The following is a 16,231-nucleotide window of genomic DNA, read 5'->3' on the forward strand; positions in this document are numbered from 1 at the left end:
TTTCTCAGCGGCGATGTCTTTCACAATCCCGGCACATCAGACGGTTGCGAAGGTAACGAATCCGATTTCATCCATTCTCATAGCTAATCGGTTGCGCTCTCAGTTTACTTAGGTTGGCGCACACTCGCAATTGGTCTGATCAGCGAAAACGGACCAACAGGCGGTTTTGTGAGCCAGCTATGATGTATTTGTCAATTAAGACACGATCAGTGGGCAGTTATGCTCTGGGTGCGTCAATACGGTCAGAGGGTATTGGTAGATATCTGCCACTCTATCACTACTAAAACACTGCCACGGATCGCCGGATAGGACGATTCGACCTGCTTTCAGAAAATGCAGTTGATCGGCGTATTGCGCCGCCAAATTCAGGTCGTGCAACACTACGAGTACTGTCATTCCTTGGTCAGCGAGTGCTCGACAGCGCTTTAGGGTGTAATGTTGATGGGTAATATCTAAGGCCGAAGTGGGTTCATCCAGCATCAGAATCGCTTGATCCGGTGCGGTTTGTGCCAGCTGTAATGACACGCGCGCCATGTGTACGCGTTGTTTTTCACCGCCAGACAAAATCGGATACGGTCGATGAGCAAGATGGCTAATATCCCATGCCGTTAGTTGCTCGTTGGCAAGGGCCGCGATCTTTTCTCGGTTTGCCTTTAGTGGTGTCGCCCCCATCTCGACCACTTCTTGTGCGGAGAATGCAAACGTGAGCCCGCTATGTTGGGGAAGGAAGGCAACTCGTCGGGCAAATTCTTCGCCTTGCCACTGGCTTTTTGGCTGTTGCCAAAACTGCACACTGCCATGTTGATGTTTGTCGCTAATCAATTGCTTTAACAGTGTACTTTTCCCCGCACCATTCGGCCCGAGTAAAACGTGTAACTGGCCGGCAGTAAAGGCGAGATCAATCTCGCTTAGCAGTTGACGGCCGTTAAGCGCATAGCTGAGCTTGGAGATTTGAAGGGCAGAATCTGTCATTCGTGAACCACTGCTTTTCGTTGTTGAATAAGAAGCCATAGAAAGAAAGGAGCCCCCATTAGGGCGGTAATAATGCCAACCGGCAATTCGGCGGGTGCGACAATGACACGGGCAACAATGTCGGCCAAGGTCAGTAACAGGGCACCAAGAATGGCTGATAAGGGCACCAGTGTGCGATGATCCGGGCCGGCAATTAAACGTCCAATGTGTGGGATCACTAGACCCACAAAGCCGATAAGACCGGCAGCACTTACCGCAATGCCCATTCCCGCCGCGGTCACAACAATGAGTAGGCGTTTTAAATGGTGTACATCAATGCCCAAATACGCCGCTTCGTTTTCACCGAGCAAAAGGGCATTTAAGTGGCGTGCGCGCTGGTAGGCAAATACCGTGAGTAAGCATGCAGCGATGCCAGTGAGAACAATCTGTCCCCAAGTCGCACCGGTCAGTGACCCCATCGACCAAAGGGCGATGTCTCGTAACGTTTGATTATCCGCAACATAGTTAATCAAGCCTAATGCAGCGCCGGACAAAGCACTGATCGCAATGCCCGCTAGCAACATGATGGTTACCGAACTGCCCATGGCCGTTGTGCCAACTCTGTATACAAATAGGGTCGCCAGTAGTGCACCGATAAACGCAAAGGCAGGCACCGAAAACACAAAGCTGGCCTCGATACTGCCCCAAGAGAGCAATAGCAAGCCCAGTGCGCCTCCTAATGATGCGCCGCCAGAGACACCGATAATACCCGGGTCAGCGAGCGGGTTGCGGAAAAGCCCCTGCATCAAAGTGCCGCAAACGGCGAGTAATGCACCGATAAAAATACACAGCAAGGTTCGAGGTAATCGAACTTGTTGAACGATGGCGAGTACATGCGGCTCAATATTGTCATGCCAAGGGGTTAAGCTCTGTAAACTGGTCAGCCAGCCAAGTTGCCATTGTCCCACCGCAATAGATGTTATCCCTACGACGACAAGTGCGACGATGAGCGCCGGAAAAACATGCGACTGTGAGGATCGAAAAGACGCTTGCATTAGTCGTTCTCTCCAACGACAGCGCGCTGAATACGAATGGCTTCATCCAGTGATTTCAAGCTAAGCCCTCCCACTAATACACTGCCGTCAATTGGAATAATTCGCTGCTGTTGGAATGCGCGCGTGGCATTGAGTAAAGGCACGGCATCAGCGAGCCCTTCAACACCGCCTAGCTGGTCGAGAGAACGCTGCATGACCAAGATAAAGTCTGGATCAAAGCCAAGTAACGCTTCTGGCGACAGTGGTTTATAGCTACTGAGCGCCGCGGCGGCAGGGTTAGTCGCACCCATCAGCGACAACAAGGTATCCGGTGAGGTATTGGCTCCCGCGACACTGGCAGGACGTCCTTGGTGAACCAAAAGAAAGACACCTTTGAGCGAGGTTTTAGGGGCATGCGCTCTCAATGTCGCAAGCTTGGTGTCTATATCGGCCAGTAAGGCTGCGGCTTTGGACTCTGTATGAGTCAGGCTCGCGACTTTTTTAATCCGTGTTTTGAGTGTCTCGACGCTGGGTTCACTAGACAGTCGAGCCACGGTTACCCCTGACGCTTCGATTTTCTCCAAAACCGGGGTAGGGCCCATTTCATCTGAGCCTACGACTAGAGTCGGTGATAAAGACAGCACACCTTCGACGGCAAGTTGGCGGTGGTAGCCGACATTCGGCACTTCTTTGTTCGGAAGATGGCTGGTGACATCAATGCCAACTATCTGTTCTGTCGCGCCTAATTCAACCAGTAAGTCTGTTACACCAGCCCCTGCGCTGACTATGCGTGGTGATGCTGTGACTGAGAGTGAGAGTAGTGCAGAGACGAGGGCAAGCAGTCTAACCGCGGCAGTTGCCATGATGAATTCCTTTATTTATTAAACCAGTCAATGTGAGTGCAATGCTCGACGTCTGTCCATTACACACTGTTAGCGAACAGGAATGTAATTATGAGTTACAAACCTAATTACGAGCAATTATCGTTTACATTGCCATTAATGATCAATACAATCCTGCCAAATTGTTCATGATTCTCATTTGTAATTAACGCACAGGAAGACCCATGCTGGTAAAAACGGATGTCTCAAACCTATTCATGCCTTCTGCGATCAAACTTGCTATTGGTGCTGCCCTTGGCACATTGGCATTTATTCCTTCGGCGTTTGCGGATACGCAAAACACGGAGGATTCGTCATCAGACGTTATATCGGTGTATGCGAGCCGCATTGACGCACAAAAAGCGAACGGCGCTGCTGCTGTGAGCACGGTATCACTCGAAGAGATTGAAAAGCGGCAGGGAACCAGTGTGGCGGATCTGATTCGCCATTTGCCCAATGTAACCATTGCCGGTGGCGGGCGAGATGAATCACAAGCCATAGTGATTAGAGGGCTCAGTAGTGATAACGGACGCGTGGTCCAACTGATTGATGGTGTACGCCAGAATTTCTCTCTGGGGCATCGCTCAAGCTTGTTTATCGACCCGGAGTTACTCAAGACTGTTGATGTTGTTCGCGGTCCCGCGAGCACAGTGTGGGGTTCAGGAGCGATTGGTGGGATTGTTGCGCAAAACACCAAATCTGCTCAAGACTTCTTGGATGCTGACCAAGATATTGGTGGCTACTTGAAGCAAGGTTTCCACAGTAACGACAATGCATCGCGTACGAGTGGCGCTGTATTTGGGCGCACGGATAAGATTGATTGGCTAGTGCAGAGCTATTATCACGATGCTGATGACAATCAACTGGGCAATGGTAAAGCTTTATCCTACTCCGCGAGTCGTGAGAAAGGAGGACTTGCGAAGGTCACTTATACACCGTCTCTTGTGCACCAGTGGACTTTCTCGGCGCGCCAAGGCGACCGTGATGCCATGTCACCGTCGAATCCCTCGGTTCAAGACCCGTCAAGTAACTATCCATTGGTGCATCGCCAAACTCAAGACCAAAGCCTTGCTGTAGCGTATCAATACACACCAATGAATGATTGGGTTGACCTTTCATCTCGTGTCTATTGGAACGATACGCAAATGCAAGAATATCGTGTCGCAACCGATGAGCATGATGACAACCAAATGCAAACCTTAGGATTGTCACTCACCAATCGTGCTCAATTCAACGATATTGAATTTATCGCAGGATTTGATGGTTATCTCGATCACTACCAAACTCAGCGTGACGATAAAAGTGCGCCGGGAGAGCGCCCTGAGGGACAAGATGCGAAAGCGCGAAGCATTGGCGTGTTTGGTCAGCTAGAGATTCCGCTTGCAGAAGCTTGGCAATGGACTGCCGGTCTGCGATTTGACGATTACAAAAATGAAGACACGCGAGCAACATCAACCATTGAGGATGCCAGTGACAGCCAATGGTCACCATCTACTGCACTGACGTGGAATGTGACCGAACAGTTGGCGTTGACGGCAAGCTATCAGGAAGCTTTTCGCGCGCCAAGTTTAGAGGAAATGTATGCCAGTGGAACCCATTTTGTGGTGCCGATGGGACCTTCAAAACTGATTAACCGTTTTGTCCCTAATCCAAACCTTAAGCCTGAACACAGTGCAAACAAAGAATTAGCGCTGACCTATCAGTTTGCTCCGATGGCTTATCTGGATAGTGGCTATATCGATGCGCGTGTTTTCCGCAATGATGTCGAAGATTTTATCGAAATGAACGTGGATTTTATGGGAGCGACCACCACCCGCCAGAATGTAAGCAATGCCAAATTGGAGGGGGTAGAGCTGAGCTTCCATCATGAATATGGTCAGTTTAAAAACGATTTGAGCTATAGCCAAATGGAAGGCAAGGATAAAGCGGATGGCCGTTACTTGGAGCAAATTCCCGCACATAAACTGGTCGCGGAAACGGATTATCGTTTAGCGACGTTACCGGTGAACTTGGGTGCGCGAGTGTCTCATTACGCGGATCAAAACGAGAACCCCGATCAGAAGACCTATGACGGTTATACATTGTGGGACCTGTATGCAAGCTATAGCCCTAAAGGTGCTTGGGATGGTGTGAAGTTTGATCTCGCGATCGAAAACCTCACCGATGAGTATTACACCACGGCGTGGTCTGAAGTCGCCTCACCGGGTCGGGATATTAAACTCAACGTTCGCTATCAATTTTAATCAATCACTAAACATGGGCAGGGTTGTCCCTGCCCAACAGAAAACGATAACAATAGGCTGGGAGTAAACCATGACAACTACATTGACCGAGCAAGTCAATGCCTTACTCACCGAGAACGCCTCTATGCTGCCCGCGGATATGGCGAATACGCTGGGTGTCAGTGAAGGTGAGGTGGTACGCGCGATGCCATCCGAGTATCAAACCTGGGTAGATGGGCAACACGCCGAAACGGTGTTAAGTCAAGTGGCCGAGTGGGGCGGTCCGGTGACCGCGATCGTGCATTCTGGCGGCTCGATATTTGAAGTGAAGGCGCCTTTCCCTAAAGGCAAGATCGCTTATGGCTACTACAACTTAATGGGAAAGCCGGGCGAAATGCATGGCCACCTAAAGCTAGAGCGCATGGCGGGTATTGCATTTGTCAGTAAGCCTTTTCGCGGCAAAGTAACCCACTACATCGGCTTTTTCACCGAACAAGGTGAGTCAATTTTCAAAATTTACTTGGGGCGTGACGAAAAGCGTCAGCTTCTCGAACATCAGATTGAAGCCTTCAATCAACTAAAAACGCAGTTGGCAACCTCTCAATTGACAGAATCGGAGCAATAATCATGGATCAAGCTACTAAACAAGAGCGCCTACAAAACCGTCTTGGCCCTGAAATTAAAGAATTTCGTGCAAACTGCCGTACCCTGCAGCTTGCAACACTCGACGCGCAAGGCAAACCCAATGTCAGTTATGCCCCTTTTGCCCAGCGCGAAGATGGCTTTTATATCTTGATCAGTGAAATTGCTCGTCATGCCCGTAACCTGCAAGAAAACCCCAACCTGTCTTTGATGATGATCGAAGATGAGGGCAGCGCGAAGCAGATTTTTGCTCGTCAACGACTCAGCTTTGACGCTCAAGCCGAGATGGTGACGCGCAATACTGAGGCGTGGCATGCAGGTATTGAGGCATTGAAAGCACGCTTTGGTGACATTATTGGTAACTTAAGTGGGTTGGAAGACTTTCGCTTATTCCGCTTGGTGCCAGAAAATGGCTTGTACGTAAAAGGGTTTGGTCAAGCGTTCCAAGTGAGCAATGATGATTTAGTGGGAATGGTTCACCTTGATCAAGGCCACCGCAAAGTGGGTAGCGATGAAGACATTAAATCAACCGACGAGATTGCGGTAAACAGTTAACATTAACCACTGCTATTTAGTCATTCACGGCAATGCCTCGCGCATTGCCGTTTTTGTATGCGAGCGCGTCAGTAACAACCGATCCGTGGATATGGTAAAGTGGCGTCTTACGCCAATGTGATAACGAACAACACCATGAACTACATCCCTTTATCCGACTATAAGCGCAAGTGGATCTTCACCCATCAATCATTACCGATTGCAGAGAGCGATCTCGCCGAAATTAAACCCATGACGGAGGCCCGTGCTGGACAGCTATGGCAAGAATTTGTCAGTAAAGACAGTCCTACGCCCGATCATTTTGGCAAACAAGATTGGCCAACTCACCAAAGCGTTTGGAAAAACCGCTTGGTATGGCAGAGCGCATGGGATAATGATGAGGATCTTCCTGATGAGTTCTTGGCGCATTTCCCCTGGGAGGACAACATTGTGATCTATTTTTGTTACGACAAACACAATGTCGTGGAGTCTCGCTGGGGAATCTTTAAAAAATATTGGAAGAACTTTCTATTCTATGATGATAAACCCATCTTGCTTGGCCGCCGCCGTAAAGAGGTGGCCATGTTTGAGCAATCGGGAGAGGTGGTTATCGGAACGCGCCAGTCTTAGTCGGCATTTAAATTGCATTGTTTTAGGTCATCAGTGAAGTCAGGGTCAATCAGGGACAGGTCATGATTAAAAAGGTGATTATTTTAAGTGTATCGCTGGCCGTAACCGGCTGCGCGGTACCGCAGTTTTCTGACTTATGGCGTAATTACAGCACCATTGGCCTTAATGAAGAATTGCGTGGTGCGCAACAAGCTCTGGTCCATTGTCGATACGACAACACTTTAGATATTGCGCAGCGGTATACTGTGATCGGCACAGACAGAGAGAAAGCGCGTGCATTTGAGCTAATGGGGGTGACCTATGATGAACAGGAAAACACGCATGAGTTCAATCACACCCTGCAGCGCTTTTTGTTTTCTGAGCCCGGCAAGGCCATGAACGAATCGCAAGTGCTGATGCAATGGCGGCAAGCGAGACTGCAAATTGAACATGAGCGGGAGTTAGCCTTGGGCCAAACACACTGTTTACAATCGACCGATCCCCCGAAAACGGGACCGCTCAAATAACAAAAGGCAGTCGATGACTGCCTTTTGTCTCTTACCCAGCATCATTGCAATGGGTTAACACGCTTTGAGAATGCTTTCGGCCAGTGTCATCAGGCGCGGATAGGCAAATTCGCTCTGCTTTGCAATGCGGGCTTGCTCTTCTAACACCTCATGGAGAATGTCATGGGTCGTAAGAGGGTTGGCCAATACCACGCGGAAAACCGTGGTGGTGCGACGTTGCCACTGCTCTGGGGTGAGACGCGTCCGTGACACAAAGGTGTTGCCGCACTCGCGCTGACGTTTTTGAATAAATTGGGTCAGATCGTTGAGCAGGTCGTGCATCAAATCGACCTGTTCATCACTGGCAATCGCAAGCGCCGCTTGAACACGTTGAGGCACAAAACGATAGGTGAGTAGGCATAACTCGGGCTCAGAAATTAGCTCATAGTCAGAGTGAGCGTCAATCATGCGTGCAAAATGAGAGGCTTTATCGATGCTCTGATCGATCAACAACTCATAACCACGTCGCGAGATAATGTTCATACATGCGAACACCAGCATCGCCATTCCACTCCGTGAGCCCTCAAGCGTGTGGCTGCCCAAATCTTTTGAACCCTTACGCAAAATGTATTCAGCGTGATGCTCAATCGATGCGACGAGAGACGGGTCTTTAAACAGCACCATACCGGCACCCATAGGCGCATAGAGTTGCTTATGCGCATCAATGGTGACGGAGTCGGCCCGTTCAATGCCCGCTAACTTATGTCGCTGATTATTTGACATCAAGGTCGCACCTCCCCAAGCCGCATCGACGTGGAAGTGGATCCCTTCACGTTCGGCAATATCTGCGAGGGCATTAAGCGGATCAATGTTGCCTGTTTCTGTGGTCCCTGCGACACCGACAATCGCAATTGGCTTGATATTGGCTTGGTTAAGCTCAACAATTTTCTCTTCCAGTGCATCAATGCAAATGCGGTTATTGCCATCAGCAGGAATAGAAATCAGCTGGTCTCGACCGATGCCTAATACGTCGGCGGCTTTGCCGAGAGAATAATGACCGCGCTCAGACACCAATATGGCCAGATCTTGGTAGCCATAATGGCGCATGGCACTGAATAGTCCCGCTTTATGAATGCCGGGAAAATCACCGTCTGGTTTCAATACATTGTTACGGGCGACCCAAAGGGCGGTCATATTGGCAATGGTGCCTCCCGAACAAAATGCCCCTAAAGAGTGGTTAGCACTGTGCATCCAGCTTTGGTAGAAGGCATCGTCTTGGCCGTAAATCAAGTTATGCAACATGCCCAAGACTTGACGCTCCAATGGCGTAAAGGCCTTCGATGTTTCGATTTTCACCGTATTTTGATTTAGCCCGATCATAATTTTAGATAACGGCATCAAAAAGTACGGCAGCGCCGATGTCATGTGACCGATAAATCGCGGCGAGGAAGTATGTACAGACTGTGCGACCAATTTATCGAGCAAAAACTGGGTATGGTCGGACACAAACGCAGGATCTTCAGGGATCGTCGGATCACTAAAGTCACTTTCAATATCTGCCAAAGAGCGATCGCTGGCGGCAATATGGTTTTGCAAAAATCGATTGAGGTTTTGCGAGATCTCTTGCTCGATTTTGCTCAGTGTTGAATCGGGCGCTTCTGGAACAGTAAAAATCCGGTGCAGCGTTTCCGGTGTGGCGTCCGCAGCTTTGTTTTGTGTTGCCATGGAATTCTTCTTTTGTATCTGCTTCGCAGTTCAAGATTGGCCATCATTAAGTGACAGGGTCACTGATGGTCACGAGAGCACTTGCTGAGAAATGGCCACAACATAGCAAAAAAACCGGCTAGCATCAGGCTTTTTTTATCAGTCAGCAAGGTGTTATCCCTAATGCGTAGGGGAGTGAAAGCGAAATGACGTCGTGCTTTGTTCACCGGTAGATGGACAAAGAGCCGGAGTGAACCGGCTCTGCCTGCAACCATTCAAAACTAGGTGGCGTTTAAGCGTACAGACTATTTACACTGGCGCTGATTAATCGCGGCCATTTGGTTGTTGTACTGATTAAGCGCGGTATCAATTTCTTTGGGATGGCTGAGCAAGTCAGCAAGTGCACTGCGCAGCGCATAGTTCCCTTCCATGGCCTCGCCTTGGCGAAACTCAAAGACTTCTTTGGCGAGCTTAGCCGGTGGCAATGATGATTGTGAAAGGGCTTTGACGTCTTCTTGCGTGAGTTGCAGCCAAGATTCAACCGGGGCATCGAGGCTTAGCTTGGCGGTATCGTTGCTGAGATAATAGTCAAAGGCTTGTGCGTTGAGCTTAAAATGGTTTTCTCGGCCACGTAAGAACCAATCGGCAACGTCTTTTAACGACTCGTCTTTACTGACGGTCAAGGATACTAAATCTTGGTACCAGTTGATCGAGGCGTCAACGTAATCGTGGTATTTGGCGGTATAACAATCCGCATTCTCGACGGGAGCCGCCTGTGACATCGCTGGCATTACCGCTGCTAACAGCGCTAGGGCATAGCGTTTCATAACATTATCCTTATCGTTATTATCATCGCTCTATGCATTTCACTGCCACAGTTGGTGGTGACAGGGCGACATAACCGCGAGCGATACGTGAGGTTTTGGGCGTTAGTTTAAACGTTAACGGGCGACATTGTAGAACGAGCCTTTGTTAAAGTTAAATAAAACATTGATATAAAAAGTCATCTGTCGAGCTAGGTATGAGGCAGGTCGCAGATTTAGTGGTGATTTTTCGTCCGAACGATATCAAATTGCGTCCTATTATCCCGACATAGCGCGCCTTCGGTTAGCCGGTTATTGACGCTTGAGAGTGAGAAGTTGGTGCGCAAATTCCGCGAAGCCAAAACCGCCCGGTTGGGTGGTGATCCACTGCGGGGGATGGGACAGTGAGGGTAAATGGTGCGCGATATTCGCGACGCCGACGCTCAAGGGAAACGAAGCGAACATTTGGCTGTCATTTAGCGAGTCGCCAATAAACGCAACCTGTTCACTGTATTGTTTACCGGATAAGCCTTGCTCGGCTAAATAGCAAAAACTCGATACCTTCTTACTGTGATCACCCACCCAGGCATTGATATGAATGGAGCTTGCTGTCGCATTGGCACCATAGGCGTGGAGCGCATCAAGAAGGGCTCGGATTTCATCCTTTGGCGCAGCCGGAGTGTGCTGACCGATATCAATCGCCACTTCTGCGACACGGTAGGCTTGATCGCTGGCAATGCACCGTGCCGGATACTGAGATAAAAGCGTTTGTACGAAAGCGAGTAATTCTGCCTGTGCTTGCTGGGCCGCGCGATTGATGGTGGTGTTTAAGGTTCCGTTTTGACGCTGCATCACGAATGCACCATTTTCTCCAATCACGGCGTCAACGGGCCATGCATTCGCAATATGATCACACCATCCTGCACATGCCCCCGTTACCGGTATCACGCGGATTCCCGCATCGCGAAGTTGGGTGAGTGCTTGTAACGTTTGCCAAGGCAGCGCCCCCTGCCAAGTGAGCGTGTCGTCCACGTCTGTTAGCAACCAACGCAGATCACGCCAGTCTGCAGCAGACTGTGACAATTGAGCAATCGGCAAAGGGGCGGTCATGGGGATACTCCGATGTTAGGATACCGTCTCAATCTGACGTTCTGGTTGTTGTAAGGTGACATCCAGTCGCTTGCCATGCTCACCGTCGAATACATGCAGGTTGTGAGCAGCTATCGTCAGCGGCAACTGATCGCCTTCTTTCACTTTGGTATGGCCTTCAAGGCGGAGCGTCAGCAAGCTGTTGGTGTCACGTATGTGTCCATAAACCAGTAAATCTGCACCGAGTGACTCGGTGAGGGTTACCGTCATGGTGAACAATGCTTTGCTCGCATCGACTACTTTCAAGTGTTCTGGCCGTAACCCAACAGAGACGGATTGATGACCTACCACATCACAGGTTGCCAGTGTGTGTGCGCCGATATTGAGCTGACCGTGCTCGAGGCTTCCAGCAACAATGTTCATGGCGGGTGAGCCAATAAAGGTGGCGACAAACAAGCTTGCCGGTGCGTCATAAACCTCGATTGGCGTACCAATTTGCTCGACGTTGCCACCATTAAGGACCACCAAGCGGTCGGCTAACGTCATGGCTTCGACCTGATCGTGGGTGACGTACACCGCCGTGGTATTCAGCTTACGTTGTAGGCTTTTGATCTCGAGCCGCATTTGTACCCGCAGTTTTGCATCCAGGTTTGACAGCGGCTCATCGAACAAGAAGACTTTTGGTCGACGCACAATGGCGCGGCCCATGGCAACACGTTGGCGTTGGCCGCCAGAGAGTTGATTTGGGCGTCTGTCTAGTAAGTGGTCGAGTTCAAGCATGGTCGCAACTTCTTGGACCAATTGCTGGATTTTGTCCTTTGGTGTTCCGCGGTTACGCAAGCCATAGGCCATGTTGTCGAACACACTCATATGCGGATAGAGCGCGTAGTTTTGAAACACCATTGCGATATCACGTTCGCCGGGCTCCAAGTCGTTGACCTTTTTCTGGTCGATAATCAGATCGCCTTGCGAGATCCCTTCCAGACCGGCAATCATGCGTAGCAAGGTCGATTTACCGCACCCACTCGGACCGACGAGCACGATCATCTCGCCATCGTCTATGGCTAAATCAATGCCATGAATTGCTTTAAACCCGTTTGGGTACGTTTTCTTAATGTTATTCAGGGTTACCGTCGCCATTTACTTCTCCGTCTCCACCAAACCTTTTACAAACAACTTTTGCATCCCCAACACGACTAGAACGGGGGGAAGCATGGCCATCAATGTGGTCGCCATTACGCGGTTCCATTCCACTTCACCATCACCGACTGAAAGCATGCGTTGAATACTCATCACAATGGTGTAGTACTGATCGTCGGTGGTGATCAAAATGGGCCAAAGGTATTGGTTCCATCCATAGATAAAGGTAATTACAAACAAGGCCGCGATATTCGTTCGCGAAAGCGGCAATAAAATGTCTTTGAAAAACTTAAAGGGGCCTGCACCATCGATGCGAGCCGCTTCCAGCATTTCTCCCGGGACCGTCATAAAAAACTGACGAAATAAGAAAGTGGCAGTGGCGCTGGCAATTAACGGAATGGTTAATCCTGGCATTGAGTTGAGCATATTGAGGTCAGCAATCACCTGAAACGTGGGCATAATGCGGACTTCAACAGGCAGCATCAGGGTCATAAAGATCACCCAAAAAGCCAGCATGCGACCGGGAAAACGAAAGTACACCACCGCATAGGCCGATAAAATAGAAATGGCCAGCTTGCCCAGTGAAATTCCCATCGCCATTAAAAAGGAATTCCACAACATGCCAGCGACCGAGATCTTGAGTTCGCGCGAAGTGCCTTCAGTAAGGACCTCTTGAAACACCGACAAACCTTTGTCCCCAAACCACAGCGGCGTCATGCCACTGACAAACGCACTGCTATCGTGCGTGGCGGCAGTAAGGGCAAGCCATACTGGCAAGGCCACTGACGCAACACCCAGCATCAATACCAAGTGCGAGAAAAAAGTTAACCAAGGGCGACGTTCAACCATCAGTAAGCCACCTTCTTTTCAACGTATTTAAATTGGATAACGGTCAGCGCACCGACCAAGAGCATGAGCACCACAGATTGCGCTGCTGATGAGCCCAGATTGAGACCGACAAACCCATCGGCGTAGACTTTGTAAACCAAGGTGGTGGTGGACTGTCCCGGGCCACCTTGTGTCATGGCATGGATCACGCCAAAGGTTTCGAAAAAGGCATACACCAAGTTGACCACCAGTAAGAAGAAAGAGGTGGGCGAGAGCAGCGGGAAGATAATGGTAAAAAAACGTTTACCCGGGCCGGCGCCATCAATGGCAGCCGCTTCAATCAAGGAGCGAGGAATAGACTGCAACCCTGCGAGGAAAAACAGAAAGTTGTAGCTGATCTGCTTCCATGTTGCGGCAATGATCACCATGGTCATTGCGTCTCCCGAGTGGGTAAACGGGTTCCAGTCTAGCCCCAGCGCTTTCAGCGCATGTGCCAATACACCGACGGTCGGGTTAAACATAAAGAGCCACAGTACCCCAGCGACAGCTGGTGCGACGGCATAGGGCCATACTAATAATGTTTTGTAGCCTGTGGCGCCTTTAATCACACGGTCGGCCATGACTGCGAGGATAAGGGCAGAGATCAACGCGGTGCCTGCGACGGCAAAACTAAAAAACAGCGTGGTAAAAAAGGAGCCGTAGTAGCTTGAATCACCGAGCAGTTCGATAAAGTTTTCCACCCCGACAAATTCGGTGCTCAGGCCGAATGGATCCTCTAATAAGGTTGATTGCCAAATGGCCTGTGCGGCGGGCCATAAAAAGAAGACAAACGTAATCAATAACTGAGGCGTGAGGAGCAGTATTGGAAACGCACAATGGTTAAATGTGGGTTTATTGGACATAGGCTTTCTCAATAACAGGAGCGGGCCTAAGGCACCGCTCCTTCATACAACAACTAACTTATTTGTTCGCTTTCGCGAATTTAGACAGCAGACCATTGGCACGCTCAACCGCTTCGTCGAGCGCTTCTTGTGCCGATTTGTCGCCAGACCAAACCGTTTCAAGCTCTTCGTTGATCACATCGCGGATCTGCACGAAGTTGCCCAAGCGAATCCCTTTTGATGCAGGGGTTGGCTCGACTTCTGTCATTTGCTTGATAGCAATGTCAGTCCCTGGGTTCTGCGCATAGAAGCCTTGTTTCTTGCTCAGCTCGTACGCTGCATGGGTGATGGGTAAGTAGCCAGTAAACTGGTGCCAATCAGCTTGGATCTCAGGCTTTGAGAGGAAAGAGAAGAACTGGGCGACACCTTTGTATTCTTCAGACTCGTGGCCTTGCAGAACCCATAGAGTGGCACCACCGATGATGGTATTGCGTGGCTGCTCGACCGCTTTGTTCCAGTACGGCAGTTTTGCAACGCCAAACTCGAAGTCCTTGACGCTTTCTTTCACACCGGCATAAGAGGCCGATGAGTTCATGTACATGGCACACTCACCGCTGTAAAACAGTGGTGCACTGTCAGAGCGGCGGCCACCGTATTCGAAAATGCCAGCTTGCTGCCAATCGGCCATCTTCTGAATGTGATCGACAAAAGGTGCTTTGTTGATCAACATTTTGTTGTCGATACCGGCAAAGCCATTGTCATTGGTCGCAATCGGTGCGTTGTGACGAGCGCCTAGGTTTTCGATTTGTACCCACGATTGCCAACCTGTGGTAAAGCCACATTTCGCGCCGTTCGCGAGGAGCTTTTTCGATGCGGTTTCAACTTCTTCCCAGGTTTTAGGAGGCTGAACACCGGCTTGTTTAAACAAGTCTTTGTTGTAATACAGGACGGGCGTTGAGCTATTGAAAGGCATTGACAGCATGTTGCCGTCTTCATCCGAATAATAGCCGGTGACAGACGAAAGATAATCAGATTGATCGAAGGGCTCGTTGGCATCTTTCATCAGCTTGTACACCGGATAGACGGCGCCTTTTGCTGACATCATGGTCGCGGTGCCAACTTCAAACACCTGCACAATATGAGGTTGTTTGTTGGCGCGGAACGCAGAGACGGCGCCGGTCATGGTTTCGGTATAGTTGCCCTTGTATACCGGTTTAACAATATAGTCATCCTGACTGGCATTGAACTTTTCAGCGATTTCATTCACTTTTTCGCCTAAGTTCCCGCCCATCGCGTGCCACCATTCAATTTCGGTTGCTGCGTTGGCAGAAAAAGAGGCCAACAGAAGGGCCGAAGAGATCGCGGTTAAGCGTTGGGTTTTCATGCATAACTCCTTTTGAGTGGGTGTGAACATGACGCAACTTAATGAACAAAAGTGAACATAATATGAACGGGTATGAAAAGGGAGATGACGATTTGATGACTTTTGACTGGGGTCGCACTTAAGGTTAAATCTCTGTTAACAGGCGCAGACTTTGTGCATGAAAACACTGAAATATCTGACACCTGTAAGTAACAAAACTGTAAGCTAGTTCGGCGACAATGCGTCCACTGCGTGCCAAATTGGCGCTGCCATTACTGACTAAAGAGAAATGTTCAAATGAAAATTAGCCCCAAACAACTCTGTGGCCACCGGGGTGTCGCCGCGGATGCTCCTGAAAATACCTTGGCGTCGATTCGCCAAGTGCGCTTGTGGGGAATGGAATGGGTTGAAATCGATGTCCAACTGACACAAGACGGGGTACCCGTTGTGTTTCATGATGACACACTGAGTCGTTGCACCAATGGTGTGGGTCGGCTAGGGGAAACACCTTATGCCCAGCTTGCGCAGCTCGATGCTGGCGGATATTTTGATACGCAATATCAAGGCGAGCGCGTTCCTACTTTGGCCGCCGTGCTAGCCCAAGTGGCTGCCGATGATCTACACATCAATATCGAAATAAAAACTTACCCTGAAACAGATATTCCGCGTTTGTGTGATGCGGTTGCCGCCACGCTGAGTGAAACCGGTTTCCCACTCGAGCGGGTACTGCTTTCTTCATTCTCTCTCGAGGCGCTTGCCTACTGTCAAACGGCGATGCCGAGCGTGGCAAGAGCGATTTTATGGGATGTGGTGCCCGAAGACTGGCACCGTTATCAAGATCTCGCGACCTACAGTATCCATTGTCACTATCGCGGCATAACAGAGGTACAAGCCAAAGCGATTAAAGCGTGCGGTTTAAAGATTAAATGTTACACCCCTAATCACCCAGAAGAGGTTGCGCACCTTTGGGAGTGGGGGGTCGATATGATGATCACCGACGCGCCATCTAACTATTTAGGTTCTGAGCCAACGGAATGAGCGAAT

General features: G+C 49.8%; 16 protein-coding genes. 6 read left to right on the top strand and 10 right to left on the bottom strand.

Translation table 11 applies throughout. From position 1 onward, the window contains the following. Positions 1-195: 195 nt before the first annotated feature. The 3 genes from BZG82_RS11035 to BZG82_RS11045 are packed head-to-tail and all read right to left on the bottom strand — an operon-like array spanning position 196 to position 2,848. Positions 196-972 carry a heme ABC transporter ATP-binding protein gene (locus tag BZG82_RS11035; RefSeq protein WP_077765849.1) on the bottom strand — a complete coding sequence of 259 codons (777 nt, stop codon included), beginning with the start codon at positions 970-972 and terminating at the stop codon, positions 196-198. After that, positions 969-2,006 (bottom strand): FecCD family ABC transporter permease, encoded by a 1,038-nt coding sequence (locus BZG82_RS11040; protein WP_077765850.1) that lies wholly within the window; start codon positions 2,004-2,006, stop codon positions 969-971. Before BZG82_RS11040 ends, BZG82_RS11035 begins: the two co-directional genes overlap by 4 nt. After that, positions 2,006-2,848 carry a heme/hemin ABC transporter substrate-binding protein gene (locus tag BZG82_RS11045; RefSeq protein ID WP_077479343.1) on the bottom strand — a complete coding sequence of 281 codons (843 nt, stop codon included), beginning with the start codon at positions 2,846-2,848 and terminating at the stop codon, positions 2,006-2,008. Before BZG82_RS11045 ends, BZG82_RS11040 begins: the two co-directional genes overlap by 1 nt. Before the next feature lie 203 nt (positions 2,849-3,051). On the opposite strand from BZG82_RS11045, the gene BZG82_RS11050 reads away from it, so the two are divergent. The 5 genes from BZG82_RS11050 (at position 3,052) to BZG82_RS11070 (ending at position 7,400) form a co-directional block, all read left to right on the top strand. Beyond that, the gene (locus BZG82_RS11050; RefSeq protein WP_077765851.1) at positions 3,052-5,109 is read left to right on the top strand and encodes a TonB-dependent hemoglobin/transferrin/lactoferrin family receptor; all 2,058 of its coding nucleotides are present in this window, start codon (positions 3,052-3,054) and stop codon (positions 5,107-5,109) included. A 70-nt stretch (positions 5,110-5,179) separates the two neighbouring features. Then, positions 5,180-5,713, top strand: a complete 534-nt coding sequence (gene hutX, locus BZG82_RS11055; protein WP_077479345.1) for a heme utilization cystosolic carrier protein HutX — start codon at positions 5,180-5,182, stop codon at positions 5,711-5,713. Between the two features lie 2 nt (positions 5,714-5,715). Continuing rightward, complete coding sequence (gene hutZ / locus BZG82_RS11060; RefSeq protein ID WP_077479346.1) at positions 5,716-6,285, top strand: heme utilization protein HutZ; 570 nt, start codon at positions 5,716-5,718, stop codon at positions 6,283-6,285. A 135-nt stretch (positions 6,286-6,420) separates the two neighbouring features. Continuing rightward, on the top strand, positions 6,421-6,894 hold the full coding sequence (locus BZG82_RS11065; RefSeq protein WP_077479347.1) for a DUF2947 domain-containing protein: 474 nt from the start codon (positions 6,421-6,423) through the stop codon (positions 6,892-6,894). Positions 6,895-6,956: 62 nt separating this feature from the next. Further along, on the top strand, positions 6,957-7,400 hold the full coding sequence (locus BZG82_RS11070; protein WP_077479348.1) for a hypothetical protein: 444 nt from the start codon (positions 6,957-6,959) through the stop codon (positions 7,398-7,400). 54 nt (positions 7,401-7,454) lie between these two features. Here the strand turns inward: BZG82_RS11070 and panP are convergent, their stop codons facing one another. The 7 genes from panP to ugpB form a co-directional block, all read right to left on the bottom strand. Further along, entirely contained in the window at positions 7,455-9,104 is a 1,650-nt protein-coding gene (gene panP / locus BZG82_RS11075; RefSeq protein WP_077479349.1) for a pyridoxal-dependent aspartate 1-decarboxylase PanP, read from the bottom strand. A gap of 284 nt (positions 9,105-9,388) precedes the next feature. Beyond that, positions 9,389-9,910, bottom strand: coding sequence for a hypothetical protein (locus BZG82_RS11080; protein ID WP_069587589.1), 522 nt, complete (start codon positions 9,908-9,910; stop codon positions 9,389-9,391). 288 nt (positions 9,911-10,198) lie between these two features. Continuing rightward, complete coding sequence (locus BZG82_RS11085; protein WP_077479351.1) at positions 10,199-10,996, bottom strand: HAD family hydrolase; 798 nt, start codon at positions 10,994-10,996, stop codon at positions 10,199-10,201. A gap of 15 nt (positions 10,997-11,011) precedes the next feature. Next, the gene (gene ugpC / locus BZG82_RS11090) at positions 11,012-12,115 is read right to left on the bottom strand and encodes a sn-glycerol-3-phosphate ABC transporter ATP-binding protein UgpC (protein ID WP_077479352.1); all 1,104 of its coding nucleotides are present in this window, start codon (positions 12,113-12,115) and stop codon (positions 11,012-11,014) included. After that, a complete protein-coding gene (gene ugpE, locus BZG82_RS11095; RefSeq protein ID WP_077479353.1) occupies positions 12,116-12,964 on the bottom strand; it encodes a sn-glycerol-3-phosphate ABC transporter permease UgpE in 849 nt (282 codons plus the stop codon). Then, the gene (gene ugpA, locus BZG82_RS11100; RefSeq protein ID WP_077456081.1) at positions 12,964-13,845 is read right to left on the bottom strand and encodes a sn-glycerol-3-phosphate ABC transporter permease UgpA; all 882 of its coding nucleotides are present in this window, start codon (positions 13,843-13,845) and stop codon (positions 12,964-12,966) included. The genes ugpE and ugpA overlap by 1 nt, the downstream gene beginning before the upstream one ends. A 58-nt stretch (positions 13,846-13,903) precedes the next feature. Next, positions 13,904-15,208: a sn-glycerol-3-phosphate ABC transporter substrate-binding protein UgpB gene (ugpB, locus tag BZG82_RS11105; RefSeq protein ID WP_077765852.1), complete on the bottom strand. Its 1,305-nt coding sequence runs from the start codon at positions 15,206-15,208 to the stop codon at positions 13,904-13,906. Positions 15,209-15,484: 276 nt separating this feature from the next. Between ugpB and BZG82_RS11110 the strand changes: the two genes are divergently transcribed. Further along, positions 15,485-16,225 (top strand): glycerophosphodiester phosphodiesterase family protein, encoded by a 741-nt coding sequence (locus BZG82_RS11110; protein ID WP_077765853.1) that lies wholly within the window; start codon positions 15,485-15,487, stop codon positions 16,223-16,225. Positions 16,226-16,231 lie beyond the last annotated feature (6 nt).

The organism is Salinivibrio sp. PR5 (assembly GCF_001996085.1).
Classification (GTDB): Bacteria; Pseudomonadota; Gammaproteobacteria; order Enterobacterales; family Vibrionaceae; genus Salinivibrio; species Salinivibrio proteolyticus.